Origin of the sequence: Paractinoplanes bogorensis (assembly GCF_018829635.1) — a bacterium.
Lineage (GTDB): Bacteria > Actinomycetota > Actinomycetes > Mycobacteriales > Micromonosporaceae > Actinoplanes > Actinoplanes bogorensis.
On record NZ_JAHKKG010000005.1, the window covers coordinates 113,575 to 140,444 of the forward strand.

General features: G+C 69.3%; 24 protein-coding genes. 16 read left to right on the plus strand and 8 right to left on the minus strand.

What is annotated here, in order from left to right; all coding sequences use genetic code 11:
* Nucleotides 1-18: 18 nt before the first annotated feature.
* Nucleotides 19-957, minus strand: a complete 939-nt coding sequence (locus KOI35_RS15975) for an alpha/beta fold hydrolase (RefSeq protein WP_246613237.1) — start codon at nucleotides 955-957, stop codon at nucleotides 19-21.
* Nucleotides 958-1,090: 133 nt separating this feature from the next.
* On the opposite strand from KOI35_RS15975, the gene KOI35_RS15980 reads away from it, so the two are divergent.
* A complete protein-coding gene (locus tag KOI35_RS15980) occupies nucleotides 1,091-2,272 on the plus strand; it encodes a sensor histidine kinase (protein ID WP_215788245.1) in 1,182 nt (393 codons plus the stop codon).
* A complete protein-coding gene (locus KOI35_RS15985) occupies nucleotides 2,269-2,925 on the plus strand; it encodes a response regulator transcription factor (protein WP_215788246.1) in 657 nt (218 codons plus the stop codon). The genes KOI35_RS15980 and KOI35_RS15985 overlap by 4 nt, the downstream gene beginning before the upstream one ends.
* A 168-nt stretch (nucleotides 2,926-3,093) precedes the next feature.
* Here KOI35_RS15985 and KOI35_RS15990 read toward each other — a convergent pair whose 3' ends face one another.
* The 3 genes from KOI35_RS15990 to KOI35_RS16000 form a co-directional block, all read right to left on the minus strand.
* Nucleotides 3,094-4,089 (minus strand): LacI family DNA-binding transcriptional regulator, encoded by a 996-nt coding sequence (locus tag KOI35_RS15990; RefSeq protein WP_215788814.1) that lies wholly within the window; start codon nucleotides 4,087-4,089, stop codon nucleotides 3,094-3,096.
* 220 nt (nucleotides 4,090-4,309) lie between these two features.
* Nucleotides 4,310-7,039 (minus strand): beta-L-arabinofuranosidase domain-containing protein, encoded by a 2,730-nt coding sequence (locus tag KOI35_RS15995; RefSeq protein WP_215788247.1) that lies wholly within the window; start codon nucleotides 7,037-7,039, stop codon nucleotides 4,310-4,312.
* Nucleotides 7,040-7,215: 176 nt separating this feature from the next.
* On the minus strand, nucleotides 7,216-8,214 hold the full coding sequence (locus tag KOI35_RS16000; RefSeq protein WP_215788248.1) for a LacI family DNA-binding transcriptional regulator: 999 nt from the start codon (nucleotides 8,212-8,214) through the stop codon (nucleotides 7,216-7,218).
* 395 nt (nucleotides 8,215-8,609) lie between these two features.
* Here KOI35_RS16000 and KOI35_RS16005 point away from each other — a divergent pair, with 395 nt between their 5' ends.
* The 9 genes from KOI35_RS16005 to KOI35_RS16045 all read left to right on the plus strand — a co-directional run bounded on the left by KOI35_RS16005 (nucleotide 8,610) and on the right by KOI35_RS16045 (nucleotide 18,571).
* On the plus strand, nucleotides 8,610-9,539 hold the full coding sequence (locus KOI35_RS16005; protein ID WP_215788815.1) for an ABC transporter substrate-binding protein: 930 nt from the start codon (nucleotides 8,610-8,612) through the stop codon (nucleotides 9,537-9,539).
* A gap of 57 nt (nucleotides 9,540-9,596) precedes the next feature.
* Complete coding sequence (locus tag KOI35_RS16010) at nucleotides 9,597-11,099, plus strand: sugar ABC transporter ATP-binding protein (protein ID WP_215788249.1); 1,503 nt, start codon at nucleotides 9,597-9,599, stop codon at nucleotides 11,097-11,099.
* Nucleotides 11,096-12,112: an ABC transporter permease gene (locus KOI35_RS16015; RefSeq protein WP_215788250.1), complete on the plus strand. Its 1,017-nt coding sequence runs from the start codon at nucleotides 11,096-11,098 to the stop codon at nucleotides 12,110-12,112. Before KOI35_RS16010 ends, KOI35_RS16015 begins: the two co-directional genes overlap by 4 nt.
* On the plus strand, nucleotides 12,109-13,125 hold the full coding sequence (gene yjfF / locus KOI35_RS16020) for a galactofuranose ABC transporter, permease protein YjfF (protein WP_215788251.1): 1,017 nt from the start codon (nucleotides 12,109-12,111) through the stop codon (nucleotides 13,123-13,125). The genes KOI35_RS16015 and yjfF overlap by 4 nt, the downstream gene beginning before the upstream one ends.
* The gene (locus KOI35_RS16025) at nucleotides 13,126-14,742 is read left to right on the plus strand and encodes a ribulokinase (RefSeq protein WP_215788252.1); all 1,617 of its coding nucleotides are present in this window, start codon (nucleotides 13,126-13,128) and stop codon (nucleotides 14,740-14,742) included.
* Nucleotides 14,739-15,410, plus strand: coding sequence for an L-ribulose-5-phosphate 4-epimerase (locus tag KOI35_RS16030; RefSeq protein WP_215788253.1), 672 nt, complete (start codon nucleotides 14,739-14,741; stop codon nucleotides 15,408-15,410). Before KOI35_RS16025 ends, KOI35_RS16030 begins: the two co-directional genes overlap by 4 nt.
* Complete coding sequence (araA, locus tag KOI35_RS16035; protein WP_215788254.1) at nucleotides 15,407-16,876, plus strand: L-arabinose isomerase; 1,470 nt, start codon at nucleotides 15,407-15,409, stop codon at nucleotides 16,874-16,876. The genes KOI35_RS16030 and araA overlap by 4 nt, the downstream gene beginning before the upstream one ends.
* Before the next feature lie 93 nt (nucleotides 16,877-16,969).
* Complete coding sequence (locus KOI35_RS16040) at nucleotides 16,970-18,076, plus strand: epoxide hydrolase family protein (RefSeq protein ID WP_215788255.1); 1,107 nt, start codon at nucleotides 16,970-16,972, stop codon at nucleotides 18,074-18,076.
* Nucleotides 18,077-18,154: 78 nt separating this feature from the next.
* Complete coding sequence (locus tag KOI35_RS16045) at nucleotides 18,155-18,571, plus strand: hypothetical protein (protein WP_215788256.1); 417 nt, start codon at nucleotides 18,155-18,157, stop codon at nucleotides 18,569-18,571.
* A 36-nt stretch (nucleotides 18,572-18,607) separates the two neighbouring features.
* On the opposite strand, the gene KOI35_RS16050 is transcribed toward KOI35_RS16045, so the two are convergent.
* Nucleotides 18,608-19,471 (minus strand): substrate-binding domain-containing protein, encoded by an 864-nt coding sequence (locus KOI35_RS16050; RefSeq protein WP_215788257.1) that lies wholly within the window; start codon nucleotides 19,469-19,471, stop codon nucleotides 18,608-18,610.
* Between the two features lie 638 nt (nucleotides 19,472-20,109).
* Between KOI35_RS16050 and KOI35_RS16055 the strand changes: the two genes are divergently transcribed.
* The gene (locus tag KOI35_RS16055) at nucleotides 20,110-20,565 is read left to right on the plus strand and encodes a DUF6082 family protein (protein WP_215788258.1); all 456 of its coding nucleotides are present in this window, start codon (nucleotides 20,110-20,112) and stop codon (nucleotides 20,563-20,565) included.
* Nucleotides 20,566-20,628: 63 nt separating this feature from the next.
* Nucleotides 20,629-21,228: a hypothetical protein gene (locus KOI35_RS16060; protein WP_215788259.1), complete on the plus strand. Its 600-nt coding sequence runs from the start codon at nucleotides 20,629-20,631 to the stop codon at nucleotides 21,226-21,228.
* Here the strand turns inward: KOI35_RS16060 and KOI35_RS48925 are convergent.
* Nucleotides 21,221-21,982: a GNAT family N-acetyltransferase gene (locus KOI35_RS48925; protein WP_215788260.1), complete on the minus strand. Its 762-nt coding sequence runs from the start codon at nucleotides 21,980-21,982 to the stop codon at nucleotides 21,221-21,223. The genes KOI35_RS16060 and KOI35_RS48925 overlap by 8 nt on opposite strands.
* A gap of 40 nt (nucleotides 21,983-22,022) precedes the next feature.
* Here KOI35_RS48925 and KOI35_RS16070 point away from each other — a divergent pair, with 40 nt between their 5' ends.
* From KOI35_RS16070 to KOI35_RS16080, 3 genes are all read left to right on the plus strand, one after another.
* On the plus strand, nucleotides 22,023-22,343 hold the full coding sequence (locus KOI35_RS16070; protein WP_215788261.1) for a nuclear transport factor 2 family protein: 321 nt from the start codon (nucleotides 22,023-22,025) through the stop codon (nucleotides 22,341-22,343).
* 49 nt (nucleotides 22,344-22,392) lie between these two features.
* The gene (locus KOI35_RS16075; protein WP_215788262.1) at nucleotides 22,393-23,355 is read left to right on the plus strand and encodes an arabinan endo-1,5-alpha-L-arabinosidase; all 963 of its coding nucleotides are present in this window, start codon (nucleotides 22,393-22,395) and stop codon (nucleotides 23,353-23,355) included.
* A 214-nt stretch (nucleotides 23,356-23,569) separates the two neighbouring features.
* A complete protein-coding gene (locus tag KOI35_RS16080; RefSeq protein WP_215788263.1) occupies nucleotides 23,570-24,802 on the plus strand; it encodes an MFS transporter in 1,233 nt (410 codons plus the stop codon).
* A 244-nt stretch (nucleotides 24,803-25,046) separates the two neighbouring features.
* Here KOI35_RS16080 and KOI35_RS16085 read toward each other — a convergent pair whose 3' ends face one another.
* Together KOI35_RS16085 and KOI35_RS16090 are read right to left on the minus strand one after the other, a co-directional pair.
* On the minus strand, nucleotides 25,047-26,042 hold the full coding sequence (locus tag KOI35_RS16085; protein WP_215788264.1) for a nitronate monooxygenase: 996 nt from the start codon (nucleotides 26,040-26,042) through the stop codon (nucleotides 25,047-25,049).
* A 139-nt stretch (nucleotides 26,043-26,181) separates the two neighbouring features.
* A complete protein-coding gene (locus KOI35_RS16090) occupies nucleotides 26,182-26,769 on the minus strand; it encodes a TetR/AcrR family transcriptional regulator (protein WP_308121024.1) in 588 nt (195 codons plus the stop codon).
* Nucleotides 26,770-26,870: the final 101 nt, after the last annotated feature.

The window sequence follows — 26,870 nt, forward strand, 5'->3', positions numbered from 1 at the left end:
TGATCCACTATGCCGGACTCACCGGCGGGCCAGTTCGTCGACGATGTCGACGGTGGCGGCCCAGCCGGCGGTGTCGGCGGCGTGCGAGGTGGGCACCGAGCGGACCTCGAACCTGTTGCGGGGCGTGAGCCGGTCGGCCTCGGCGATGAAGCGATCCTGCAGCGCGGGCGGGATCACCCGGTCGCGGGTGTGCCGGATGTACGTGCGCGGGACCGTGCCCCACGTGTCCTTGCGGCCGCGGGCGTCGGCCAGCGGGACCTGGGCCGACTCGTCGGGATGCATGCCGTTGAGCATCGTCAGGAACTCGGCGTCGGTCGCCCCGGCACACAGCGCCTGCTTCAGCTTGGCCAGCACGTCGGGGTCGCTCGTGCGGAAGTTGGACCGGGTCGCGCCGATCACCGCCGGGTCGCCGATGCCCGCGCCGGACAGCTCGAGGATCATCGATTCGGCCGCCTCGGGTGTCTGCAGATAGTCGGCGACCGACGGCAGGTCGACGCAGCAGAACGCCGAGCTGTAGACCAGCCGCTTGATCAGTCGCGGCACCTCGTTGGCCACCCGGTTGAGGGTGGCACCGCCCATGCTGCCGCCCCAGAGCAACACCGGCCCGAGCCGTGCCGCACGACGCACCACCCGGACGGTGGCCTCGACGTAGTCGTCGAGGGTGACACCGGCCATCGGCGAGCGCTCGGTGGCCAGCGCGGCCAGGTCCTGCGGCGCCTGATAGGACCGGCGGAACTGACCGTCGCCCGGACCGTGGCCGGGCAGCTCGACCCCGACCGTGCGGTGGCCCCGCAGGGTGAGCTCGGCGTCGCCCGCGGCCGAGCCGTTGGCGCCGGTGACGATCACGATCGTCGTGACCGCACGGCGGGAACCTCCGGCGGCAGCGGCCGGGGCGGCGACCATCGTGGCCGCTCCGGCGGTCAGGCCCAGCACTCCGCGCCTCGTCATCCTCGTCATGACTTTCTCCCCTCGCTGTTGTCGTTGTCCATTGAGCCCGGGGCGGCGCGCCGGGCGGCAGCGGAGAAAGGAGGGACGGGGCACCTACTTTGGTAGGGTCCGGCCCGCCGCGCGGCCCGGTAGCGTCGGGGTCATGGAACGGCGGGACCGGCTGGTCGACTCGGTGCTGCTGACCGCGCTGGTCGCCGCGTCGGCGCTGATCGCTGTGGTGACCGCCGGGTTCAACGGGCCGAGACCCGGTTTCCCGTACGCCGTGGTCGTCATCGTCCTGCAGCTGACAGCCACGTCCGTGGTCGTCGTCCGGCGCCGCCGGCCGGTCGGGTCGGCGGTCGCGATCGTGGCGTCCGCCCTCGTGCAGACGCTGGTTCTGCTGGCCGCGCCGGACGGCATCGCCGACCTGGTGGTATCGGCGAACGCCTGGACGCCGCTGGCCCTGTCCGTGGTGGTGGAGAGCATCACCGAGCGTGGGGTGCCGCGGCGGTGGTCGGTCCGGGTCTGGGTGATGATCGGCGTGCTCGCCGTCCTGAGTGTCCGGCCGTGGGATCCGTCGGCCGGCCACATTCTCAACGGGCTCCTGCACAGTGCGGTGGCGCCGCTGTTCGCGCTCTACCTGTCCGCCCGGCGCCGCCGCCTGGAGCTGCTGCGCGAGCGCGCCGACCGGGCCGAACGCGAGCAGTGGTGGCGCGCCGAGCAGGCCCGGGCCGGCGAACGGGCCCGGCTGGCCACCGAGCTGCACGACCTGGTCGCCCACCGGGTCACGCTGATGACCCTGCAGGCGGGGGCGCTGTCGTTGAACGCGCCGGACACCTCGACCCGTGCGGCGGCCGAAGAGCTGCGGTCGAACGGCGCGCTGGCCTTGGACGAGCTGCGGGAGCTGGTCGGCGTGCTCCGCCGGGCCGGCCGTCCGGTCGCGGCACCACTCGACGAGGCACCGGCGCCGCCGCTCGCCGAGCTGGTCGACGAGGCCGGCCGGGCGGGCCAGAGGGTCGAGTTCGTCGAGGCGGGGGAGTCGTCCGGGCTGTCCCGGGTTACCGGCCGGACGGCGTACCAGGTCGTGCGGGAGGCGTTGACGAATGCTCGCAAGCACGCGTTCGGGGCGACTGTCCGGGTGGACGCGGACTATCGGACCGACCGGGTGCGCATCGTGGTCCGCAACGGCGCCGGACGGCCGGCGCCGGGCGCGAACGGAAGCGGGATCGGCCTGGTGGGCCTGCGCGAGCGGGTGGAGTCGGTGGGCGGCACGCTCGAGGCCGGTCCGGACCCCGACGGCGGGTTCCGGGTCGAGACCGTCATGCCGGCCCGGGTGGGCCCGTGATCCGCGTGCTGATCACCGACGACGAGCCGTTGGTGTGCCGGCACCTCAGCGCGATCCTGTCGGTCGCGCCCGACATCGAGATCGTGGGCACGGCGTCGGACGGGGCCGAGGCGGTCGAAGCGGTCCTGCGGGAGAAGCCCGACCTGGTCCTGATGGATCTGCGTATGCCCGGGGTCGACGGGCTGGCCGCCACCGAACGGATCCGGGCCCTGCCGTTCCCGCCGATCGTGCTGGTGCTGACCACGTTCGACGCCGACGGTTACGTGATCCGCGCGATGCGGGCCGGTGCGGCCGGCTTCCTGGTGAAGTCGACGCCACCGGGGGAGCTGATCGATCTGATCCGGGTCGCGGCGCGCGGCCACACCGTTCTGTCTCCGGTCGCGAAGGACGGGCTGGTGACGGCGTCGGCCGCGGCCCGCGAGGAACGGGAGGCGGCGCGGGCGCGGCTGTCTGCCCTGACCGACCGGGAGCGGGACGTGCTGACCGCCATCGGGGACGGATTGTCCAACGCCGAGATCGCTCAGCGGCTGTTCCTGTCCGAGACGACCGTGAAGGGCTACGTGTCGCAACTCTTCGACAAGCTGGGCTGTGCCAACCGCACTCAGGCGGGGCTGCTCGCCCAGTCCGCCGGTCTCACGGGTGAATCTTCGTGAGAACGCGGGCGAAGGTGCACCCAGTGGGGCCATCCTCCCCTTGATGGCCCCGACCGGGTCCTCTCTTCCGATGTCAGCGCCACAGGCCTAGGAATACCCGTAGTGAGACCTGTTAACGCTAACAGATCCGGATGGCATTGGACCAGGCAAATCTGGAATTTGTGTGGATCAGGAACGGGCCGGTGGCGGGGCCACGCTGTCCCGGCTGATCAGGGTGGGCGCGATCGTGCGGCGGGCGCTCAGATCGGGAGTGCCGGACTCGATCTGGGTCAGCAGCAGTTCGACGCCGGCGGTGGCCACGGCATCGAAGTCGGGGCGGACCGTGGTCAGCGGCGGCGTGTAGTAGGCCGCCTGTGGCACGTCGTCGAAGCCGACGATGCTGATCTCCTCGGGGACGCGCCGGCCGTGCTCGCTCAGCGCGCGCAGCAGACCCAGCGCGATGTGATCGTTCGCCGTGAAGACCGCCGTCACCTCGGGGAGGCGGGCCAGGAGCTTGCCGTTGCGATAACCCGACTCGGCGCTCCAGTCGCCGGTCAGCAGCGGGGGCTGCTCGGCCCCGGCCGCCGCGAGGGCCTGTTCCCAGCCGCGCACGCGGCCGGCCGCGTCGAACCAGTCGGCCGGGCCGGAGATGTGCCAGACCGTGGAGTGACCGGCCGCCAGCAGGTGTTCCGTCGCGGCCCGGGCGCCGGCCACCTGGTCGACAGTCACCAGGGTGCTCGCCCGCTCGGGATCGCCGTCGATCGTGACCAGCGGGACGTCTTCGGGCAGGCGGGCCAGGGCCGGACCGGCCGAAGCGACCGGGGCGATCACCACCAGGCCGGCGACCCGCTGGTCGAGGTGGCGCTCGACGGCGTCGGCGATCGAGCGCTCGTTGAGGCTGCGGACACTGCCGACGTTGACCGCGAAACCGCTCTCCTGGGCCGCCTGCTCGAATGCCGTGAGCATCGACGACGGGCCGTACAGGGCGGTGTTGGGCGCGACCACGCCGATCACCTTGGACGTGCCGGTGACCAGGGCCCGGGCCGTCCGGTTGGGCCGGTATCCCAGCTCGGCGATGGCCGCCCGCACCTTCAGGCGAGTCTGCTCACTGACGTTCTTGTGCTCGTTCAGCACCCGGGAGACGGTCTGATGCGACACTCCCGCCAGCCGGGCGACGTCCATCATGCCCGGCGGCCGTCCGCGTTTCACGCTCACCCGTACCCCGCATCCACTGGTTGCGGGCAGGATATCCCTTCACATCCGCTGCTCGTGCCGTGCGGGGTCGTCGCGCCGCCGAAATCACAAACTATTCGCGTTGCCGATCGGCGCGGGAGCGTTCCCATTCGACAAAGGCGGCGTTCCGGCGGTCACTCGGGCGACTCGAGGACCGCCGGAACGCGGCCGCTCAGAGAAAACGCCAGAGGTGATCGTCGGTGCCGTTGTCGTCCCAGAGCACGACCTGCGCGCCGGCCGCGGTCGAGGCACCGGTCACGCCGAGAACACGCCCGCCGTTGCCGCATTGAATGCGGAAGTAGCCGTTGTTTCCGTATCGCAGCCGCCACCGATGGTCGGCCGTTCCGTTGTCGGCCCACTGCATGATCCGGGCGCCGTTGGCATTGGCCGCGTTCTCCACCCCCAGCACCTTTCCGCTGTTGGTGTTGCGCAGCTTGAAATAGCCGCCCGAGTCGGCGACCGCGGTCCACAAATGGTCCGCCGTTCCGCTGTCGCCCCACTGGATCACGAGGCCGCCGTCGGCGGTCGACATGTTCTGGACGCCGAGCACCAGACCGCCGGCCAGATTCTGGATCCGGCGGGCGCCGTCCGGGAAGAAACGCCACAGATTGTCGGCCGAACCGTTGTCCGGGTCCTGCACCGCCTGGGCGCCCTGGGCCGTCGAGCCGTTCAGAATGCCGAGCAGCTTGCCGGAGTTCGCGTTCCGGATGCGGTGGCTCCCGTCGCCGGCGTCGATGATCGTCCAGCGGTGGTCGGCCGTGCCGCTGTCCGACCACTGCAGCACCCGCGCGTTGTCGGCCGTCGACATGTTCTCGACCCCGAGCACCTTGGCGCTGTTGACGTTGCGGAGCTTGACCGCCGTACCGTCGGGAACGATCTCCCAGTGGTGGTCGAGGGTGCCGGTGTCACCCCATTGCAGCGCGAGCCCGCCGTCGGCGGTCGACATGTCCTGCACGCCCAGCACCAGGCCGCTCGCGCCGTTGACCAGGCGGAAGTTCGCCGGCGTGGCGATCCCGCCCTCGCCCGGCGCGTTCCAGTAGACGGTGTAGTTGTGCCCGTGGGCGTCGTAGAACGGGATCAGCGGAACCGTCGCGCCGTTCGCCGTCGCCGTGAACGTCAGCGCCGACGAACTGGTGCGGGTGATCGACGAGGTCGTCAGGGCGGGCAACGTGCTGAAAGCCGTGTTCCCGTAATTGCCCGAGAGCACTACTGGTCCGTACGTGATGGCCGAGACGTTGCTGTTGTCGTTGGCGGCACGCATCGCGACCCGCATGGGCATGCGCACCGTGACGACGTCGCCCGATGTCCACGTACGGGTGATGGCCGCGTAGCTACCCGGGGTGGCGGTGACGCCGGCCGGGGCGCCGTTGACGGTGATCGTCGCGCCGGTCGTCCACGCGGGGATGCGTACGCGCATCGTCCAGTTCCCCGACCCGGCCACCGTGAGCGTGGTCGTGTCCGATGCCGGGAACGACGTTGTCTGGGTGACCGTGATGCCGCGGGCGGCCCAGGTCAGCACCGACGGGATGAACAGGTTGACGGTCAGCGTGGTGCCGTTGAAGAAGTAGATCGAGTCCATCAGCTTCGTGTTGGTCTCGAGGGCCGTGCCCTGGCAGCACCAGAACGTTCCGTAGTCGGTGCTGTAGTTCCCGCCACCCACGACCGGCCCGGCCTGACCACGGCGGCCACCCGGATTGAGCGCCGTGAAGTACACGACGTGACCGTGCCCGTCGGCCGGGTTCTGCTGGCCGAGCAGGTGGTTCATCAGCGCCCGCTCGTAGAAGTCGAAATACGCGGCCCGGTCCGGATCGAGCAGCCACAGCTCCCGGGTCAGTTTCAACATGTTGTACGTGTTGCACGCCTCGGCCGCGTCCGGCGACAGATAGGCGGCGATCGCGTTGGGCGCGTGGAAATGCTCGGCCTGACTGTTCCCGCCGATCACGTACGAATGGGCGTTCACGGTGATACCCCAGGCGTTCGCCGCGATCGTGCGATACCGCGTGGTTCCGGTCGCTTTGTATTCGCGCGCCGCCCCGACCCATTTCGGCACCTGGGTGTTGGCGTGCAACCCGTTCAGCTGGTCTACGTTCGAGGCGAGCGGGTCGAAGACGGCCGCGTGGTCGAAGCGCTGCGCCACGGTCAGCCAGCGCGTGTCACCGGTCTGCTGGTAGAGGTCGGTCAGCACGGCGTTCATGCCACCGAACTCGATGGTCAGGGCGGTCTGCATCTGCGCGTACGAGAGACGGCTCGTCCGCCAGTCGACCCAGCCGGCGAAAGCGAGCAGCACGTCGCGCGCCTGCGTATTGCCGAGCTGGCGCCATACGTCGAGCAGACCGGCCAGGGTCTTGTGCAGGCAGTAGTACGGGACACCACGTCGCGTGCCGGCCTCGATGCTGTTCAGATCGGACTCGGGAAACCCGGACAGATATCCCGCGTTGAATCCGCGGGCCGCATTGTTGGCCTGGCATTTCGCCAGCTCGGCAACCATGTAGTTGGCTTTGTCGCGGCACGTGGTGTCGCCGAGAACGGCCCAGGCCTGCGCCCACGCGGTGAGGAAATGGCCCTGGCTGTGACTGCGGAACTCGAAGGTCGGCGCCTCCCACCCGCCGCACGCCGCCGCGCCCTGCGTCGAGAGCCCGTGATTGGCCCGGAAGTTGTAGAGCAGCCGGTCGACGTCGATGAACCGCAGATAGCTCAGCGTGCGGTTCTGGTTGTCGAGCCAGCGGCTCGCGGTGAGGCGGACCTGGCCGAGCTCGAACGGATAGGCCCCGACGCCGATGTCGGCCCGTGCGGGCGCGAGGGCGGCCGCGGCCGGGCTCGCGACAGCTGCGACGCCGGTAGCGACCGCGGTGGCTCCGGCCGCCTGCAACAGACGGCGCCGGCTGAGCGACGGCAAAGACATGGGGGACCTCCACAGGTACGCATCGACGGCGACCACTGTTGCGGCGGTGTGAACGATAACATCGAGTCATCGTTTTCCACAGGCCCGACGTCGGCCGACCACTGATTGTGGACAACCGGGGCGATTCGCTGCGGTTGCGGTAGCGTCTGGCCCGCCCCTAAGGCAGCAGTCGATCATCAACGACCGGGCGAAGGTCCGCTGCTGGCGCGGATGATCAGCTCGGGCGCGACCAGCACCTGTTCCGGTGGCTGATGATCAGCGGCCGACGTCATGTGTTCGAGCAGCAGTGCGAGACTGCGCCGCCCGAGTTCGCCGAAATCCTGGTGCACCGTCGTGAGTGGGGGCACGAAATAGCCGGAGTCGGGCATGTCGTCGAAACCGACCACGCTCACGTCGTCCGGCACCCGCTTGCCCGCCTCGTGCAGAGCCCGTAACACGCCCAGCGCGATCCGATCGTTCGAGCAGAAGATCGCGGTCACCGAGGGGTCGCGGGCCAGCGCCTGCCCCTGCGCGTAGCCGGACTCGGCGTCCCACCAGCCGTGCTCGACCGGGGGCACCTGGGCGCCGGCCGCGTACAACGTGCGGCGCCAGCCCTCGATGCGCTCGACCGACTCGGGCCAGTCGGGTGGGCCGGCGGCATGGTGGACGGTCGCGTGGCCCAGGTCGAGCAGGTGCTGGGTGGCCAGGCGGGCGCCCAGCGCGTTGTCGATCGAGACGGTGGGGGCTGCGTCTGATTCGCCCGCGCCGCCGACGGCCACGCATTGCAGGGAGGGTGGGGCCTGGGCCAGCGCGTGCGTCACGGACTGCTTGGGGGCGATCGCGATGACGCCGTCCACCGAGTGCTGGGTCAGGCGGTCCACGGCTTCGAGCACCTGGCGACGGTCCAGATCGCGTACGGACGCAATGCTCACCATGTATCCGGCGTCGCGGGCGGCGCTCTCGATGCCGTAGAGCATGGACGCGGGCCCGAACAGGGTGGTCTCGAAGCCGATGATGCCCAGCGTGTCCGACTGCCGGGTGACCAGGGTGCGGGCGGCCAGGTTGCGCCGGTAGTTCAGTGACCGCATGGCCTCGAGCACCCGGGCCCGGGTCTCGGCCCGCACGTTGGGGTGGTCGTTCAGGACGCGCGACACGGTCTGGTGGGAGACGCCGGCCAGCTTCGCGACGTCGCGCATGACCGACAGGCGAGGCCCGGCGTCGACCTTTCTGGACGGCAACGAAACCCCCAAGGAATCGCCCGATGTGAGCGCGCACAGTGTACGGCGACGGTGCCTCATGTCCATCGATCCCGACAAGGTCTTCCTGCACCTGGCGGGAATCGGCAATCTGTCGGTAACAAACCGGCGGCGAGGCCTTGACGGCGATGTTGAGAACGGTAACACTTCCGGAACGCGGGTCCGGAGAGTGAGCCCATCGGGACGCGCGGCAACGACAGCGATACGACGCCGGCCGCTCGACATCCCCGCGATGCGCCGGATCTCGACTCTGTGAACGTTAACACGACCTGGAGGATCCAGTGCTCAAGAGACTTTCGATTGCGGTGGCAGGCGGTCTCCTGCTCGCGTCGACCATGGCGGGCTGTGGTGGCAGTGACGACGCCGGATCGAGCGGCGGCGGCGACGACAAGATCACGCTCGGCTTCTCGCAGGTCGGCGCGGAGAGCGGCTGGCGCACGGCGAACACCAAGTCGATCCAGGAGTCGGCGGCGAGCGCCGGCATCGACCTGAAGTTCTCGGACGCGCAGGGCAAGCAGGAGAACCAGATCAAGGCGATCCGCTCGTTCATCACCCAGCGGGTCGACGTCATCGCCTTCTCGCCGGTGGTCGAGTCGGGCTGGGGCACCGTGCTCAAGGAGGCCAAGGACGCCGGCATCCCGGTGATCCTGACCGACCGTGCGATCGACGACCCCGACACGTCGCTCTACAAGACCTTCATCGGCTCGGACTTCGTCGCCGAGGGCAAGAAGGCCGGCGACTGGCTGGTCAAGGAGTACGAGGGCAAGACCGACCCGGTCAACATCGTCGAGCTGCAGGGCACCCCGGGCGCGGCGCCGGCCAACGACCGCAAGGCCGGTTTCGGCGACGTCATCAAGGCCGACCCCAAGTTCAAGGTCGTGGCGTCGCAGACCGGCCAGTTCACCCGCACCGACGGCAAGGCCGTGATGGAGACGTTCCTCAAGTCCCAGCCCAAGATCGACGTGCTCTACGCGCACAACGACGACATGGGCCTGGGTGCGATCGAGGCGATCGAGGCGGCCGGCAAGAAGCCCGGCACCGACATCAAGATCATCACGGTCGACGCGGTCAAGGACGGCATGACGGCGCTCTCCGAAGGCAAGATCAACTTCATCGTGGAGTGCAGCCCGCTGCTCGGCCCACAGCTGATGGACCTGGTCAAGAAGGTCCAGGACGGTCAGACCATCCCGCAGCGGGTGCTCACCGAGGAGACCACCTTCACGCCCGAACAGGCCAAGGAAGTCCTGGCCGACCGCAAGTACTGAAGGCCGGTGGGCCGCCGACCCCCGAAAGGCGGCGGCCCATCACCGAACGGAGAACACATGGTCCTGCAGATGACCGGCATCAAGAAGGTCTTCCCCGGCGTCGTCGCGCTCGACGGCGTCGACTTCCGGCTGGCCCCGGGCGAGATCCACGCGCTGATGGGCGAGAACGGGGCCGGCAAGTCGACGCTCATCAAGGTGCTGACCGGGGTCTACGACATCGACGGGGGCGAGATCGAGCTGGGCGGTGAGAAGGTCCGCTTCACCGGCCCGCTCCAGGCCCAGCAGGCCGGCATCAGCACCGTCTACCAGGAGGTCAACCTCTGTCCCAACCTCTCGGTGGCCGAGAACATCTACATCGGCCGTGAGCCCCGCCGCTTCGGCCGCATCCAGTGGTCCGAGATGCGCAAGCGGGCGAAGCGGAGCCTGGCCCGCCTCGACCTCGACATCGACGTGTCGGCCCAGCTCGACAGTTTTTCGCTGGCGATCCAGCAGATGGTGGCCATCGCCCGGGCGGTCGACCTGCAGGCCAAGGTGCTGATCCTCGACGAGCCGACGTCCAGCCTGGACAAGGACGAGGTGGATCAGCTCTTCGCGATCATGCACCGCCTGAAGGACCAGAACACCGCCATCCTCTTCGTGAGCCACTTCCTCGACCAGGTCTACGAGATCGCCGACCGCATGACGGTGCTGCGCAACGGCAAGCTCATCGGCGAGTACCGCACCGCCGATCTGCCGCAGATGCAGCTCGTGAGCAAGATGATCGGCAAGGAACTCGAGGCGCTGGAGAAGATCGAAGAACAGACCAGAGAGGTTCCCGTACGCGGTGAGCCGCTGATCCGGGCGACCAACCTCGGCCGTACGGGCGCGATCGCTCCCTTCGATCTCACGATCCACGCCGGTGAGGTGGTCGGCCTGGCCGGGTTGCTGGGATCGGGACGCACCGAACTCGCCCGTCTGCTGTTCGGCGCCGACCGCCCGGACAGCGGCGAGCTCACGATCGACGGCAAGCCGGCCAGACTGAGCAGCCCGCGCGATGCCATGACGAAGGGCATCGCGTTCTCCAGCGAGAACCGGCGCACCGAGGGCATCATCGGCGAGCTGACCGTCCGCGAGAACATCATCCTGGCCATGCAGGCCGAGCGCGGCTGGACCCGGCCGATTCCCCGGCGCCGCCAGGACGAACTGGTCGACCGCTACGTCAAGGCGTTGCAGATCCGCCCGGCCGACCCGGAGCGGCTGGTCCGCGACCTCAGCGGCGGCAACCAGCAGAAGGTGCTGCTGGCCCGCTGGCTGATCACCGAACCCCGGCTGCTGATCATCGACGAGCCGACCCGGGGCATCGACGTCGGCGCCAAGGCCGAGATCCAGCGGCTGGTCGCCCAGCTGGCCGACGGCGGCATGGCCGTGCTCTTCGTGAGCGCCGAGCTCGAGGAGGTCCTCCGGCTCAGCCACAAGATCGAGGTGTTGCGCGACCGGCGGCTGGTCGAGGAACTCACCAACGGCGACGACGTGGACGCCGACCGCATCATGCAGACCATCGCCGGCGGAGTCACCCCATGACGAACCTGATCCGACACCGGTTGTTCTGGCCCATCGCCGTCCTGGTGGTGCTGCTCGCGAGCAACCTGGTCTTCTCCGACAACTTCTTCACCATCACGCTGCAGGACGGGCATCTCTACGGTTCGCTCATCGACGTCCTGCGCCGCAGCGCCCCGCTCGTGCTGGTCGCGCTGGGCATGACCCTGGTCATCGCGACCGGCGGCATCGACCTCTCCGTCGGGTCGGTGATGGCGATCTCCGGCGCCTTGGCCTGCCTGCTGATCGGCGACCTGAGCAATCCTGATTCCACCACGAAGGTGCTGCTCGTGGTCGGCGCGGCGATCGTGCTGTGCCTGGTCTTCGGGCTGTGGAACGGCTTCCTGGTCGCGGTGCTCGGGATCCAGCCGATCATCGCGACGCTGATCCTGATGGTGGCCGGCCGCGGCGTGGCCCAGCTGATCACCGGCGGGCAGATCCTCAACGTGCACTCGTCGCCCTACCGCGTGATCGGGGCCGGCTACTTCCTGTCGGTGCCGGTGAGCTTCCTGATCGCGGCGGCCGCGGTGGCGCTGACCGTGGCGCTGACGAGGCGTACGGCGCTGGGACTGCTCCTGGAGTCCGTGGGTGGCAGCCCGACGGCGAGCCGCCTGGCCGGCATCCGGGCCCGGCGGATCACGATCATGGTGTACGTCTTCGCGGCCGCGTTCGCCGGAGTCGCCGGCCTGATCTACAGCTCGGATGTATCGAGCGCGGACAGCAACGCGGCCGGCAACCTGATCGAGCTGAACGCCATCCTCGCCGTCGTCCTCGGCGGCACGGCCCTGACCGGCGGCCGGTTCTCGATCGCCGGCAGCGTGCTCGGCGCGGTGATCATCACGACGCTCGACATCACCGCGGTCAGCGTCGGCGTCCCGGTCGAGACGACGCTGCTGTTCAAGGCCGTCGTCGTGATCATTCTCTGCCTGGCCCAGTCGGCCACGTTCCGGGCCAAGGTGTTCGGCCGGTTCGCAGCAAAACGGACGGTGACCGCATGATCGACACGACCACCCCGCCGACCGCCGGTCCGAAGACACGAGGAAGCGGCCGACGGATCTACCGGCCCAACACCCGGCACATCCCGGTGCTGGCCACCCTCGCCCTGCTGATCGTCATGTACTCGGTCGGCGTCTACAACTACGACGGCTTCGGCGACACCCAGGTCATCCTCAACGTCTTCGTCGACAACGCGTTCCTGCTGGTCGTCGCGGTCGGCATGACGTTCGTGATCCTGACCGGCGGCATCGACCTGTCCGTCGGCGCGGTGATCGCCCTGACCACCACGGTCGCCGCGACCCTGCTGGCGGCCGGCTGGCCCCCGGGCGTCGTGCTGCCGCTGGTGCTGCTGATCGGCACCGTGATCGGCCTCGGCATGGGCTCGATCATCCACTTCTTCAAGGTCGAGCCGTTCATCGCCACGCTGGCCGGGATGTTCCTGGCCCGCGGTCTGTCCCTGCTGATCAACCGCAACTCGATCCCGATCACCGACGACTTCTGGACCCGGATGGCCCAGATGCGGTTCCGGTTCGACCAGGGCGTCTTCATCTCGCTCAACGTGGTGATCGCCCTGATCGTCGTGCTGATCGCGGCCCTCGTGCTGGCCTGGACCCGGTTCGGCCGCAACGTCTACGCGATCGGTGGCAACGCCGACTCCGCCCTGCTCATGGGACTTCCGGTTGGCCGTACGCGGATCGCCGTCTATACGCTCAGCGGCTTCTGCGCCTCGCTCGGCGGCGTTCTGTACAGCTTCTACACGTCCTCCGGCTACAGCCTGCACGGCCAGGGACTCGAGCTCGACGCGATCGCCGCGGTGGTGATCGGCGGCGTCCTGCTGACCGGCGGTTCCGGGTATGTCCTGGGCACGCTGCTCGGCGTGCTGGTGCTCGGTCTCATCCAGACGATCATCACGTTCCAGGGCGACCTGAACTCGTGGTGGACCCGGATCGTGGTCGGGATCCTGCTCTTCGCCTTCATCGTCCTGCAGCGTCTCGTCACGAGAAAGGCCAGATAGATGCCCCAGTACGTGATCGGGGTCGACTACGGCACCCTCTCCGGCCGCGCCGTGGTCGTCCGGGTCGGCGACGGCGCCGAGGTCGGCACCGCGGTCCACGAGTACCGGCACGGTGTCATCGAGCGCACCCTGCCCGCCACCGGGCAGCCGCTCGAGCCGGACTGGGCGTTGCAGGACCCGGAGGACTACCTGGACGTGCTGCGGATCGCCGTCCCGGCCGCGGTGGTCGCCGCGGCCGTCGACCCGTCCGAGGTCATCGGCATCGCCACCGACTTCACCGCGTGCACCGTGCTGCCCACGCTGGCTGACGGCACCCCGCTCTGCCGGACACCTGCCTTTGACACAAGGCCGCACGCGTACGTGAAGCTCTGGAAACACCATGCCGCCCAGCCGCAGGCCGACCGCATCAACGAGCTGGCCCATCGCCGGGGCGAGCCCTGGATCGACCGCTACGGCGGCAAGATCTCGTCCGAGTGGCAGTTCGCCAAGGCGTTGCAGCTGCTCGAGGAGGACCCGGAGGTCTATGCCGCCACCGAGCGCTGGATCGAGGCGGCCGACTGGATCATCTGGCAGCTCTGCGGACGCGAGACCCGCAACGCCTGCACGGCCGGATACAAGGGCATCCACCAGGACGGCGGCTATCCGAGCAAGGAATACCTGGCCGAGCTCCATCCGGAATTCGCCGACTTCGCCGACACCCGGCTGACCCATCCGATCTCGGCCCTCGGCGACCGTGCCGGTGGCCTGACCGCCCGCGCCGCCGAGTGGACCGGGCTGCCCGAGGGCATCGCGGTCGCCGTCGGCAACGTCGATGCGCACGTCACGGCGCCGGCCGCCCGGGCCGTCGGCGAGGGGCAGATGTTGCTGGTCATGGGCACATCGACCTGCCATGTGATGAGCTCGTCGGCGCTCACCGCGGTGCCGGGCATCTGCGGCGTCGTCGACGGGGGCATCATCGCCGGCCTCTACGGCTACGAGGCCGGGCAGAGCGGGGTCGGGGACATTTTCGGCTGGTACGTGGACAGCCTCGGCGACGAGACGCACGAATCGCTCTCCGCACAGGCCGCCGAGCAGCCCGCCGGGGCACACGGCCTGGTCGCGCTGGACTGGCAGAGCGGCAACCGGTCGGTCCTGGTCGACCATCACCTGTCCGGGGTGATCGCGGGACTCACCCTGGCCACCCGGCCGTTCGAGATCTACAAGTCGCTGATCGAGGCCACCGCGTACGGGACCAGGAAGATCGTTGAAACGTTCGAGGCGGCCGGCGTGACCGTGACCGAACTCGTCGCGGCCGGCGGTCTCAAGCGGAACACGCTGGTCATGCAGATCTACGCCGACGTGCTGGGCCGGCCGTTCAGCGTGGCCACGTCGGAGCAGGCGCCGGCGTTGGGGTCGGCCATCCACGCCGCGGTGGCGGCCGGCGCCTACCCGTCCGTGGCGGACGCGGCGTCGGTGATGGGCCGCGTCGAGCGCGATGTGTACCAGCCGCGGCCGGCCGACGCTGCCGTCTACGACCGGCTGTATGCCGAGTACTCGGCGCTGCACGACTGGTTCGGCCTCCAGAACGAAACGTTGCACCGGCTGCGCGCTATCCGGAACGAGGCACTCAAGGGATGAATCTCGAGGACATCCGGGCCGAGGTGTGCGATCTGCACCGTCATCTGACCCGGTGGGGACTGGTCACCTGGACGGCCGGGAACGTTTCGGCCCGCGTACCGGGAAAGGATCTGCTGGTCATCAAGCCGTCCGGGGTCGAGTACGACGCGCTGACCCCGAAGTCGATGGTGGTGTGCGACCTCGACGGCAACCTGGTCGAGGGCGAGCACAGCCCGTCCAGCGACACGGCGTCGCACGCGTACGTCTACCGGCACATGCCCGAAGTGAACGGGGTCGTGCACACCCACAGCCCGTACGCCACGGCCTGGGCCGCCCGCGGCGAGCCGATCCCGTGCTCGATCACCGCCATGGCCGACGAGTTCGGCGGGGACATCCCAGTCGGCCCGTTCGCGCTGATCGGCAGCGACGACATCGGGCGCGGCATCGTCGAAACGCTTCGCCAGTCGCGCTCCCCGGCCGTGCTGATGCGCCAGCACGGGCCGTTCACGATCGGCCCGACGGCGAAGTCGGCCGTCAAGGCCGCGGTCATGTGCGAGGACGTCGCGCGCACCCTGCACCTGGCCCGCCAGCTCGGTCCGATCGACCGGCTGCCCGCAACCGCCGTGGACCGGCTGTTCGACCGGTATCAGAACGTCTACGGCCAGCCCCTGATGGAAGGACAGCAATGAGCGAGCACGAGATCTGGTTCCTGACCGGGAGCCAGGGACTGTACGGCCCTTCCACTCTGGATCAGGTAGCGGCTCAGTCGCGCGCGATATCGGACGAGCTCGCGGCCGGGCTCGACGTCACGGTCGTCTGGAAGCCGGTTCTCACCGAATCCGGGGCGATCCTGCGGCTGCTGCAGGAGGCCAACGCCGCGCCGCAGGTCGTCGGGGTCATCGCGTGGATGCACACGTTCTCGCCGGCCAAGATGTGGATCGCCGGCCTGGACGCCCTGCGCACCCCGCTGCTGCACCTGCACACCCAGGCCAATGTCGAGCTGCCGTGGGCCGACATCGACATGGACTTCATGAACCTGAACCAGGCCGCGCACGGCGACCGCGAGTTCGGCTACATCGAGACCCGGCTCGGCGTCGCCCGCAAGACCGTGGCCGGCCACGTCTCCGACCCGCGCGTGGTCGCCCGCATCGCCACCTGGGTGCGGGCCGCCCGCGGGTATGCGGCGATGCGTTCGCTGCGGCTGGCCCGCTTCGGCGACAACATGCGGGACGTGGCGGTGACCGAGGGCGACAAGGTCGAGGCCCAGCTGCGGTTCGGCGTCTCGGTGAACACGTACGGCGTCAATGATCTGGTGGCCGTGGTCGACCAGGTGCTCGATGCGGAGGTCGACAAGCTCGTCCGGGAGTACTCCGACCGGTACGTCGTCGCGCCCGATCTGGTGGACTCGGAGCCGCTCCGGTACGCGGCGCGTATCGAGCTCGGGATGCGGGGGTTCCTCGAGGCGGGCGGCTTCCGGGCGTTCACCACGAACTTCGAGGATCTCGGCGGGCTGCGGCAACTGCCCGGGCTCGCGGTGCAGCGCCTGATGGCCGACGGCTACGGCTTCGGCGGCGAGGGCGACTGGAAGACGTCGGTGCTGCTGCACACGCTCAAGGCGATGGCCCCGGGCGGCACGTCGTTCATGGAGGACTACACCTATGACCTGACACCCGGCCGGGAACGCATCCTCGGCGCGCACATGCTCGAAGTATGTCCGTCGATCGCGGCCGGCACCCCACGCCTCGAGATCCACCCGCTCGGGATCGGCGGCCGCGAGGACCCGGTCCGGATGGTCTTCGACGCCGCCCCCGGCCCGGCCGTGGTCGTCGGGCTGACCGACATGGGCGAGCGGTTCCGCCTGGTGGCCAACGAGATCGAGGTCGTGCCGCCCTCCGAGCCGCTGCCCCGGCTGCCGGTCGCGCGGGCGGTGTGGAAGCCGGCCCCCGACTTCTCCACGTCGACCGAGGCCTGGCTGACCGCGGGCGGCCCGCACCACACGGTGCTGTCGTCGGCTGTCGGCACCGAGGAGCTGACCGACCTGGCCGAGATGCTGGCGACCGAGTTGCTGGTCATCGACGCCGACACGAAAATCCGTGCGTTCACCCGGGAGATCCGCTGGAACCAGGCCTACTACCGGCTGGCCCGCGGTTTCTGACCGTCCTCCTACACCACTCGGGCCCGGCGGAGCCCGCCCGCCGGGCCCATCTCAGGACAGAAACTGGCCTGATGGGCGCATAGCGTTCGATCCATGACAGAGATTCATGAGTTCCGGATCGACGTGCCCGAGGCCGACCTGCTCGATCTGCGGTCGCGCCTCACGAACACCCGCTGGGGGCCGCAACTGCCCGGCGAGCCGTGGGAACGCGGCGTACCGGTCGACTTCCTGCGGGAGCTGGCCGACTACTGGGCCACGAAGTACGACTGGCGGGCGGCCGAGGCCACGCTCAACGCCTACCCGCAGTTCACGACCGAGATCGACGGGCAGCGGATCCACTTCCTGCACGTGCGCTCGGCCGTGCCGGACGCGCTGCCGCTGGTGCTGCTGCACGGCTGGCCGGGGTCGGTCGTCGAGTTCCTCGACGTGATCGGGCCGCTCACCGAGGCGGGCTTCCACCTGGTCATCCCGTCGCTGCCCGGTTTCGGGTTCTCGGCGCCGCTGGCCGGGCCGGGCTGGGACAGCCGCCGGGACGCGACGGCGATCGCCGCCCTGATGGCCGGGCTGGGCTACGACCGGTACGGGGCGCAGGGTGGCGACTTCGGCGCGTTCGTCGCCCCCGACCTCGGCCGGGTCGACCCCGAGCATGTGGTCGGCATCCATGTGAACGCGGCCAGCGGCGGATTCATCCCGTATGCCGAGGTCGACCCGGCCACGCTGACCCCCGCCGAGCAGGTCCGCTACCAGCGGATCCAGCGCTTCCTGTCGGACGGCCACGGATACTTCCAGATCCAGGCCACCCGCCCGCAGACCCTGGCCCACGCGCTGGTCGACTCGCCGGTGGGCCAGCTGGCCTGGATCGTCGAGAAGTTCCACGAGTGGAGCGTCGGCGGCTTCCCCGACCGCGACCGGGTGCTGACCGACGTGACGCTGTACTGGCTCACGCGTACGGCCGGCTCCACCGCGAACATGTACTACGAGAGCATGCACTCGGGGAACTGGCCGGCCCGGAGCGAGGTGCCGACCGGTGTCGCGAACTTCGCCGAGGACGTCGCGATCCGCCGCTTCGCCGAGGAGAACAACACCGTCGTGCACTGGTCGGAGTTCGACCGGGGCGGTCACTTCGCTGCCATCGAGGCCCCTGACCTGCTGGTCGGTGACGTGATCGCGTTCTTCCGGGGGCTCGGAGCAACCCGGTAGCGGATTCGTCTCAGGTCGGGGGAGGGGCGGCCGATGGGCCGCTCCGACACACGAATTCGCTGATCGTTAGGAACACCAGTGCGCATCCCTCGCTTTGCCACCACGTCCGTTCTGGCCGCCGCCCTCGCCGCGGGGGGCCTGGTGGCGGCGTCGCCGGCCGAGGCAGCGCCGGTCGCTTCGGCCGGAAAGGTGACGGCGAGCGCGTCGTCGAACGTAGCCGACCGTACGTTCATCCAGATGATGACGAGCAGGCAGAACCCGGACCGGGCGATCTACGCGGGGCAGTCGAGCCGCCGGATGCGCGACATCGGCGTGTACGTCTGCGGGCGTGTGAAGGCGTACAACCAGTCTCAGCCGGCCAAGGCCGCGATCGTCTCCACGCTGCGCGAGATCCAGGCCGCCGACGCCTACCCCTACACCGATGCCGGCGACGCCTTCCTGGTCGTCGCCAGCATCACCAGTTACTGCACCAAGTACAAGAAGGCGCTCGGCTAGGGTCTGTCGCGTGATCCACGAGACGGATCCTAACCCTTACCCCGCGGGCGACACCGTCCCACGGGGCATGAGGACCGGTTCCAGCCGTACGGACTCAGTGGCCGGCCGCCCCGATCCGAGCTGGTCGAGGAGCAGGCGCAGAGCCTCCCGGCCGACCTCGGCGAACTCCTGGCGCACCGTGGTCAGGCCGGGGCAGGTGTACCCGGCCTCGGGTACGTCGTCGAAGCCGACCACGCTGACGTCGTCCGGGATGCGGCGGCCGCTCTCGGCCATCGCCCGCATCACGCCGAGCGCGATGTCGTCGTTGGCGGCGAAGACCGCGGTGCAGGACGGATTCTCGGCCAGCAGCCGCCCGCAGCGGTAGCCGGACGCGGCCGACCAGTCGGCCCGGACCGTCGGGGGTGCGGGCACCCCGGCCTCGGCCAGGGCCGCCCGCCAGCCGGCCTCGCGGGCCCGGCTGCCGTGCCACTGCTCGGGGCCGGCCACGTGCCAGACCGTGCGGTGGCCGTTGGCCAGCAGGTGACGCGTGGCCAGGACGCCGCCCGCGTGCTGATCGACCGAGACGTTCGAGGTCGGGCAGCCGGGCGGGCCGTCCACGGTCACCACCGGCAGACCGGCCGGGACGGCCTCGAGCATCTCGGCCGCCGCATCAACCGGCGCGATGACGATCAGGCCGGCGATGCCCTGCCCGGTGAGACGGCGGACGAGGCGACGGGACGCGGCGACCGCGTCGTAGCCGGAGACGTGCCCGATGGTGACCGGCAGGTCGGCGTCGAGGCTGGCGTCGCCGATCGCCTGCACCATCCCGGCCGGGCCGTAGAGCGTGGTGTTCTGCGCTATCACGCCGATGACGGGGGTGCGCCGGTCGCGGGAACTCGGCGGCGCAGGACGTGTCTGCATGCTGTTCGTCCTTTGCGGATCGGTCCCACGAGTCTTTGGTGAACGCAAACATGGCTGCTCCGGCCGGGGCGGGTCAAGCCTCCGTTACGTCCTTGTTACATCCATGTACGGGGATAGGTGCAGGACGCCAAATTTGGCCGGAACCCTTGCTGTTTCCGCGGGGTGCCTGCGTCTGGGGGCGCTTGATCGCGTACGGGAAACGGTCTTGATCGATGCCCGAAATGCGGGCCTATGAGGGGTTCTACTCGTTCGCCGTTTTCGGCGGTCCAGGCGACAGAAGGTACGCGGAGCGGCCGGATGGGGAAAGGTTTCCGCATGGACGAATGGTCCTACGCACGGAGGCCTATGCATCGTGACCTGCGCACGCACATTCCGGCCGCCCTGACAATACTCCGAGCGAGCGACAGGATCACGACACTGTCGGCTACGAACTACATCGCAACTGCTCACGTGATCGCGGTGGTTGACTGCGTTGTCGGCGAATGCGGCCACGTGTTCGCCCACGTATTCGTCCACGTGAGAGCTACGGGGAACCACGCGCCCTGATCGTCCGCGTCCCTCCGCGCCAGGCCCCCCGACCTGGGCCGGAGCGACGCACAAGGAAACCGAGAGTGATGATGACCGATCTACCAACAATCGTGTCGATTGCCGCCCTCCTCGCCGTCGCGATCGCCCTCGTCGTGCAGCAGCAGCAGGCGCGCACCGCGCAGGCGGTCGACGTCCGCGAACGTCACTTCGAGCTGATCAAGCTGATGCTCGACCACCCCGAGCTGGACTACAACGCCACCGACCGGCCGCCGGCGGACGAACGCAAGACCGCGATCGGCATGAGCCTGTGGATGGCGCACTGGAACACGCTCTGGCACATCGGCAAGCTCGAAGAGAAGGCCCTGCGCTTCAACCTCGAGGACCTGTTCGCCAACGCCGAGGCCCGCAGCTGGTGGCGTCGCGTGGGCAGCGCCTGGTCGTCCAAGGGCACCCGCAAAGAGCGCCGCTTCCTGGCGATCGTGGGCGAAGAGTGCGAGACCGCGCGGACCAAGCACACGGTGCAGCGGCGGGAGCCGGTCAAGAGCGGTTCGGGCGTACGCGACTGAATCCTCAACCGCAGGGGCCCGGTGGCCGATCATAGGGTCCCCCTGCCTTTGTTGAGGTGCAGTGTGAACCTGTCCCGATACGTGCTCCGGACCGTCGCCTTCGGCGTGCTCTACCTGCTGGCCACGGTCGCCGGGCTCGCCACGACCGCGTCCGTCTCGGGTGTCCGCGTCCTCTGGCCCGCCGCCGTCGCCGGCGCGCTCTGGCTGGTCGCCCAGGCCCGGTTCGGCCGCCGCAACCTCGACGTGATCGCGCTCAGCGTGCTCGCGGTGCTCGCGCCCGGCCAGAGCCACGACTTCCTGAGCTCGGTGGTGCAGGCGGTACCCCAGGTGGTGCCGGCGCTGCTGTTCGCGTGGCTGTTCGACCGCTGGCTGCCCGGCTACTGGCTGGGGCACGGTGACCGGTTCCGTCGCACCGGTCCCGCCCTGGCTCGCGTGGCCGGGGCCGCCGCGGTGGCCGCCCTGGCCGGGGCCGTGCTGCAGAAGGTCGTCGACACTGACCTGGCGGCGGTCGAGGTCGGCTATCTGTTCCTGCGGGACGCCACGGCGGTGCTGCTCGGTGTGCTGGTTGTTCGTTCCGTACGGCGTCGCCCGCCGTCTTTCTCTACACCGCCGCCGTCCGACCCTCCGTCCACCGGGCGGCCCGGTCTGACGCTGGTCAAATAGCCGCGAAGACCGACCAGTTCTCGGCGAGCTGGAAACCCATCTGTTCGTAGAGCGGCATCCCGGCCTCGCTCGAATGCAGGAACGCGGTGCGCGCGCCGGCCCGGTAGCCGTCGGCCAGCACGGCTGCGGTGGCCTGGCGGCCGTAGCCCTTGCGGCGGAAGGCCGGCGGCACGGCGACGTTGAAGACCCCGACCATGTCGCCGGTGATCACCCCGAACGCGGTGGCGACCGGAACCCCGTCCGCCTCGACGACGTAACCGCTCATGCCGGGCGCCTCGAGCACGGCGGCGTCGGCGAAAACCGCGAACAGCGGCTCGGGGCCTTCGAACCCGGCGGCCAGCGTCCGCTGATAGGGGATGCTGCCGGTGCCCGTGACACGCTGGACGCCGGGCACCCCGGCCGCGTCGTCCGGGGTCAGCCCACGCAGCATGAGCGGCATGGACTCCCGCTTGGCCAGGCCGTGGTCGTCGGCCACGGCGACGACCTCCGGGTCGACGGCATCGCCGCGCACCTTGATCGTCCACGGCACCTCGCGCAGACGCGGCGAGTCGGACAGCTCCGAGATCTCGTCCACGCACGGGGTGCGGCTGATCGAGGCGATACCGTTCAGCGACGCGAACGGGACACCCGTCACGATCACGGCGGTGCCGGCGGCGGTCTGCTCGAAGAAGCCGGTCGGCTGCGTGCCGCCCAGCCGTCGGAGGGAGTCCAGCCAGCCGTGCGAGGCGGCGTCGGCGGCGTTCGCGAGGTTCACTGGATCAATCTACTGGCTTGCCTTCGGAAGGACAGTTGTGATGGACCAGCTCGACGAGCCGATTCAGCGCCTGCTCGATGTGTCCAACGCCGGCGACACCGCGGCGTTCCTGGCCGCCTTCACCCCCGACGGCGTGGTCGACGACTGGGGACGCGAGTTCCGGGGTGCTTCGGCGATCCGGGGCTGGAGCGACAACGAGTTCATCGGGAAGCAGGTCAGCCTGGAGGTCGTCTCCGTCTCGCGCGCCGGCGATGAGACCACCGTGCTGGCGACGGTGGGCGGCAACGGCTTCAACGGCCCGAGCCACTTCACGTTCCAGGTCGAGGGAGACCGGGTGTCCCGCATGACGATCCGGGAGTGATTCCGTTCCGGCGGGCAACCTTTGCCGCTCTCGCCGCCACTGGACTTCTATGCGGAAACTTCTTCTGGTCGGCGTCACCGTCGTGCTGGCTAGTGTCTTCGGGGTCAGCGCGGCCGACGCGGCCACCTATCCGAACCCGGGCACGGTCACCGGGTCGACGTGGGCGCACGACCCGACGATCGTGAAACGGCCGACCGGCGGATACCTGCTCGCGACCACCGGCGCCGGCATCACGCTCAAGACGTCGAACGACCGGATCGCGTTTGCCGACGCCGGGCGGGCCTTCCCCAACGGCACGTCGTGGGCCAACCCCTACACCAACGGCGACGCCAACCTGTGGGCGCCGGACGTCTCCTACCGCGGCGGCAAGTACGTCATGTACTACTCGGCCTCGTCGTTCGGCTCCAGCCGATCGGCGATCTTCCTGGCCACCAGCACCACCGGGGCGGCCGGTTCGTGGACCAACCAGGGCCTGGTCATCGAGAGCACGGCGTCGAGCAACTGGAACGCCATCGACCCCAACCTGACGGTCACCGCGTCGGGGGAGTGGTGGCTGAGCCTCGGCTCGTTCTGGAGCGGCATCAAGCTGGTCAAGCTCAACCCGTCAACCGGCAAACGGGCCGACAGCAGCATGGTCAACCTGGCCGAGCGGTTCGTGAACAGCAAGTCGGTCGAGGCGCCGTTCATCTATGCGCACGGCGGTTACTACTACCTGTTCGTGGCGTTCGACTTCTGCTGCCGCGGCGCGTCGAGCACCTACCGCGTGATGGTCGGGCGGTCCAAGTCGATCACCGGCCCGTACGTCGATCAGGCCGGGACAGCCATGACGGCCGGCGGCGGCACCGAGATCCTGGCCGGTCACGACAGCATCCACGGTCCGGGTCATCCGGCCGTCTTCACCGACGGCAGCCAGGACGTGCTGGTGTACCACTACTACACGAATGCCGGCGACGCTCGCCTGGGCATCAACCTGCTGGGCTGGTCATCATCGGCCTGGCCGTACGTGTACTGACACTCGCCCTTTGCTCCTTTCCCTCTGCGCTCGAACGGGACGCCGGCTGATCAGAGGCGAGAAAATCGGGTGGACAGTCTCTTGAGGCACCGGACACCATGATCGGCGTTGGGACGGTCCGAACAGAGCACATGCCCCTGCAGACAAGTGACGGCAGACGCCTCCTGGGCTCACCCCAGCGACGTCTTCGCACCCGTCAAGAGGAGCATTTTCAGTGCTGGGCCAATACCGCCAACTGTTCTCGGCGAAGGGCAGTGCGGCATTCACCCTCGCCGGAATTGTCGCCCGGTACCCCATGGGGATGTACGGGGTAAGCATTCTGCTTCTCATTTTCGATACCAGCGGGTCCTACGCCACAGCCGGCCTGGTGGCGGCGATCGGCCTCATCGCCATGACTGTCTGCACGCCTATGGTGGGACGGCTCGTGGACCGTTACGGGCAGGCACGGGTCGCCGTGCCGGCCACGGTGATATCGGTCGTCGCGTGCACCGGCACCGTGCTCTGCGCTCAGTACGGAGCACCGGCATGGGCGATCTACGTCACCTACGCCTTCTCGGCCACCAGCCCGTTCGTGGGGACCATGGCCCGGGCCCGGTGGCTTCGCATCTACCGCGATCAACCGGACATGATGCACACCGCGAACTCGTTCGAGCGCGTCGTGGACGAGATCGTCTTCATCACCGGGCCCGCTGCGGCCGGACTGCTGTGCGGGGCGATCGGCCCGGCTGCCGGTTTGTACGCCGCGAATGCCCTGCTCCTGATCGGGACCCTGCTGTTCGCCGCGCAGCGCGCGACCGAGCCGGCCCCGGTCGTGATCGAGGAGGGCCAGAAGCGCGGCCGGCTGATGGTGCCCCACATCGCTTCCACCATGGCCTTCTTCCCCATCTTGGGCATCGCTATAGGCGCCATGGAACTGGCCACGGTCACCTACGTCTCCTTACACAGTTCCCGGTCGCACTCCGGCATCTTCCTGGCCCTGATCGGGTTCGGCGCCTGCCTGTCCGGTCTGTTCTACGGCACGCTCAAGCTCAAGGGCGACATCCGCCGTCGCACCCTCGCGGTCACCGCCATCCTGTGCGCCTGCCTCTTGCCCGTCCCCCTGCTCATCGGCGGCAATCTGGTGCTGTTCGGACTGTGGACGTTCCTCGTCGGCGCGGCCAACGCGCCGACCATGATCACGACTCTGGGTCTGTTGCAGGAGCTGACCCCGGAGGAACGCATGAACGAGGGTATGTCCATCGTGGACGGAAGCCTCATGGGCGGTCAGGCCATCGGGTTGTCAGCCGCTGGAGCGATCGCCACCTACCGGGGCGGAACACTCGGCTTCCTGATCGTGTCCGCCGCGGGGCTGCTGACGCTGATCAACGCGGGAGTCGGCGCGCGTTGGTGGCCGGCCGGCAAGACCGCGCCGGTCTTGGTGTCCATGGAAAAGTCGGCCGCCGACTGACACACGGCCCACCAGGCGCCGGCGCTGACGATGCAGAACCCGATAACCGAGCCGGATCTCCACAACTCGCGCTACGAAAATCCTGCCAGAGCCGCACTACTGCACAGGTCGCCGCACAATGACCGTTTGCCACATGCCGGACGACAGTGATCAGACCGGCATGACGCTGAGACAGCTTCTGGCGCCTTGCGTGGCGGAAGACCGATCACTCTGTGCGGGACAGACCCGGTCGTGCGTCTGCTGGTTACTCGGTGGGGAGCAGGCCGGCGATCAGGTTTGCGGCTGGGGCTGGGCGGGCTGCGCGGAAGCCGGTGCCGGCCCACAGGTTGAGGGCCTCGGGGTCGCCGGCGCGCGCGGCGGCGGCCCGGATCGGGGCCGTCAGGTGGTGTACGGCTGGGTAGCCGATCGGTGCGGTCGGCGTATAAGTGCTGGTGAAGCGGTTGTTCAGGGCTCGGGCGGGCTGGCCGGTGAACGCCCGGGTGACGATCGTGCCGGTTGCGCGGGTGGACTGCATGAAGTCGCGCTGGGCGGGGCGGGTGCCGGCCTCGTCGGCCAGCAGGAAATAGGTGCCGCACTGCACGGCGATGGCCCCGGCGTCTAGGAAGCGGGCTACGGCGGCGGCCGAGGCTGTTCCGCCTGCGGCCACCAAGGGGATGTCGGCCCTGATCGTGGCCAGGACGTCCAGGGCTGAGACGTCGCCGCGGTAGGACCCGGGTGATGTTGTCGCTGAGTGGCCGCCGGCGTTGCCGCCCTGCACGATCAGGGCGTCGGGGGCGGCGGCCAGGGCTCGGGCGGCCTCGTCGGCGTTCGTCACGGTGATCAGCACTCGGGATCCGGCCTGCGGGAGGGCGGTCACCACGGTGCGGTCCGGGACGCCGAAGGTGAAGCTGACCAGCGGGACCGCATAGGTGACGGCCAGGTCGACCTTTGCCGCAAAGTGGTCGTCGTCGTGCAGGCGCAGAGGTGGCAGTTCGACGTCGTAGCGGTCGGTCTCGGTCTGCAGCAGCGAACGGTAGCGCTCCAGTGCGGCCACATCGGGTGGGGGTGGGCCGGGGACGAAGATGTTCAAGCCGTACGGACCGTGAACGGCACGCAACTCGTCCTCGACGGCTTCCGGCGATTTATAACCGGCGGCCAAGAATCCGGTCGCTCCCGATGCGGTGGCCGCATTGACGAGCGCGGGGGTGGACGGGCCGCCGGCCATCGGGGCGACGATGACGGGGCGGAGCAGGTCGAGCATGAGTCGACCCTACGGGGTTGGAAAGCCTGACCACCGGGAACATCCCGGCGCTCGCGCTACGGCCGTTCCCCGCGCGGTGGCCGCGCGAGCCTCGGGTTCAGGGTTGGTGCGGTTGGTGCGACGACGTGGCGTACGGGAATCAGGGTTTTCTCAAGATGGCAGTGATCAGGTCGGTGACCGGGCCGATCAGATCCTCGCGGCCGGCCGAGCCGAGCGGCTCGAGTCTGGTGTTGGAGCGCAGCAGCGCGATGCCGAGCGAGGCGGCGATGGTGACCTGGGCGCGGAGCAGCAGTTCGTCGTCGCCCTCGGTCCAGCCGGCGAGGGAGGCGAGTTTTTCGGCGAAGGTGCGCAGCATCCCGACCCGGATCTCGTCGGCGCGGGCGTCGCCGGAGGAGCGCAGCAGCAGCACCAGATGGCGCGGGAAGCCGTCGGAGTCGATGCCGGCGAGTTGTTCGACGATGCGTTCGGCGACCTCGTCGAGGCGGGCGCCGCCGGCCGTGCGGCGCATCTCGTCGACCGAACTGGTCAGGCAGGCCTCGAACAGGCCCTCCTTGGAGCTGAAGTAGCGGCTGATCAGCGCCACGTTGACCCCGGCGTCGTCGGCGATGTCGCGGACGGTCGTGGCCGCGTAGCCGTCGCTGGCGAACCGGTGCCGGGCGGCGTCGAGCAGCAGCTGCCGGGTGCGGGTGGCGTCGCGGCGCTTGATCGGGGCGGAGCTGGATGTCACCCGACCAGCGTAACGGCCTTCCGTCGGATGTAAACGCCTGTTGACTAATTTCTCACCGGCGGCCGGGTGAGCATCTCGCCATTCGCCCGGCGCATGGCCGA

What these genes read in the sequence shown, in the direction of transcription:
- KOI35_RS16050 (WP_215788257.1), bottom strand. Translation starts at nt 19,471, where the DNA reads ATGCAGACACGTCCTGCGCCGCCGAGTTCCCGCGACCGGCGCACCCCC.
- KOI35_RS15990 (WP_215788814.1), bottom strand. Translation starts at nt 4,089, where the DNA reads ATGATGGACGTCGCCCGGCTGGCGGGAGTGTCGCATCAGACCGTCTCC.
- KOI35_RS16010 (WP_215788249.1), top strand. Translation starts at nt 9,597, where the DNA reads ATGGTCCTGCAGATGACCGGCATCAAGAAGGTCTTCCCCGGCGTCGTC.
- KOI35_RS16015 (WP_215788250.1), top strand. Translation starts at nt 11,096, where the DNA reads ATGACGAACCTGATCCGACACCGGTTGTTCTGGCCCATCGCCGTCCTG.
- KOI35_RS16070 (WP_215788261.1), top strand. Translation starts at nt 22,023, where the DNA reads ATGGACCAGCTCGACGAGCCGATTCAGCGCCTGCTCGATGTGTCCAAC.
- KOI35_RS15980 (WP_215788245.1), top strand. Translation starts at nt 1,091, where the DNA reads ATGGAACGGCGGGACCGGCTGGTCGACTCGGTGCTGCTGACCGCGCTG.
- KOI35_RS16025 (WP_215788252.1), top strand. Translation starts at nt 13,126, where the DNA reads ATGCCCCAGTACGTGATCGGGGTCGACTACGGCACCCTCTCCGGCCGC.
- araA (WP_215788254.1), top strand. Translation starts at nt 15,407, where the DNA reads ATGAGCGAGCACGAGATCTGGTTCCTGACCGGGAGCCAGGGACTGTAC.
- KOI35_RS16000 (WP_215788248.1), bottom strand. Translation starts at nt 8,214, where the DNA reads ATGCGCGACGTCGCGAAGCTGGCCGGCGTCTCCCACCAGACCGTGTCG.
- KOI35_RS15995 (WP_215788247.1), bottom strand. Translation starts at nt 7,039, where the DNA reads ATGTCTTTGCCGTCGCTCAGCCGGCGCCGTCTGTTGCAGGCGGCCGGA.
- yjfF (WP_215788251.1), top strand. Translation starts at nt 12,109, where the DNA reads ATGATCGACACGACCACCCCGCCGACCGCCGGTCCGAAGACACGAGGA.
- KOI35_RS15975 (WP_246613237.1), bottom strand. Translation starts at nt 957, where the DNA reads ATGACGAGGATGACGAGGCGCGGAGTGCTGGGCCTGACCGCCGGAGCG.
- KOI35_RS16075 (WP_215788262.1), top strand. Translation starts at nt 22,393, where the DNA reads ATGCGGAAACTTCTTCTGGTCGGCGTCACCGTCGTGCTGGCTAGTGTC.
- KOI35_RS16030 (WP_215788253.1), top strand. Translation starts at nt 14,739, where the DNA reads ATGAATCTCGAGGACATCCGGGCCGAGGTGTGCGATCTGCACCGTCAT.
- KOI35_RS16085 (WP_215788264.1), bottom strand. Translation starts at nt 26,042, where the DNA reads ATGCTCGACCTGCTCCGCCCCGTCATCGTCGCCCCGATGGCCGGCGGC.
- KOI35_RS16040 (WP_215788255.1), top strand. Translation starts at nt 16,970, where the DNA reads ATGACAGAGATTCATGAGTTCCGGATCGACGTGCCCGAGGCCGACCTG.
- KOI35_RS16005 (WP_215788815.1), top strand. Translation starts at nt 8,610, where the DNA reads ATGGCGGGCTGTGGTGGCAGTGACGACGCCGGATCGAGCGGCGGCGGC.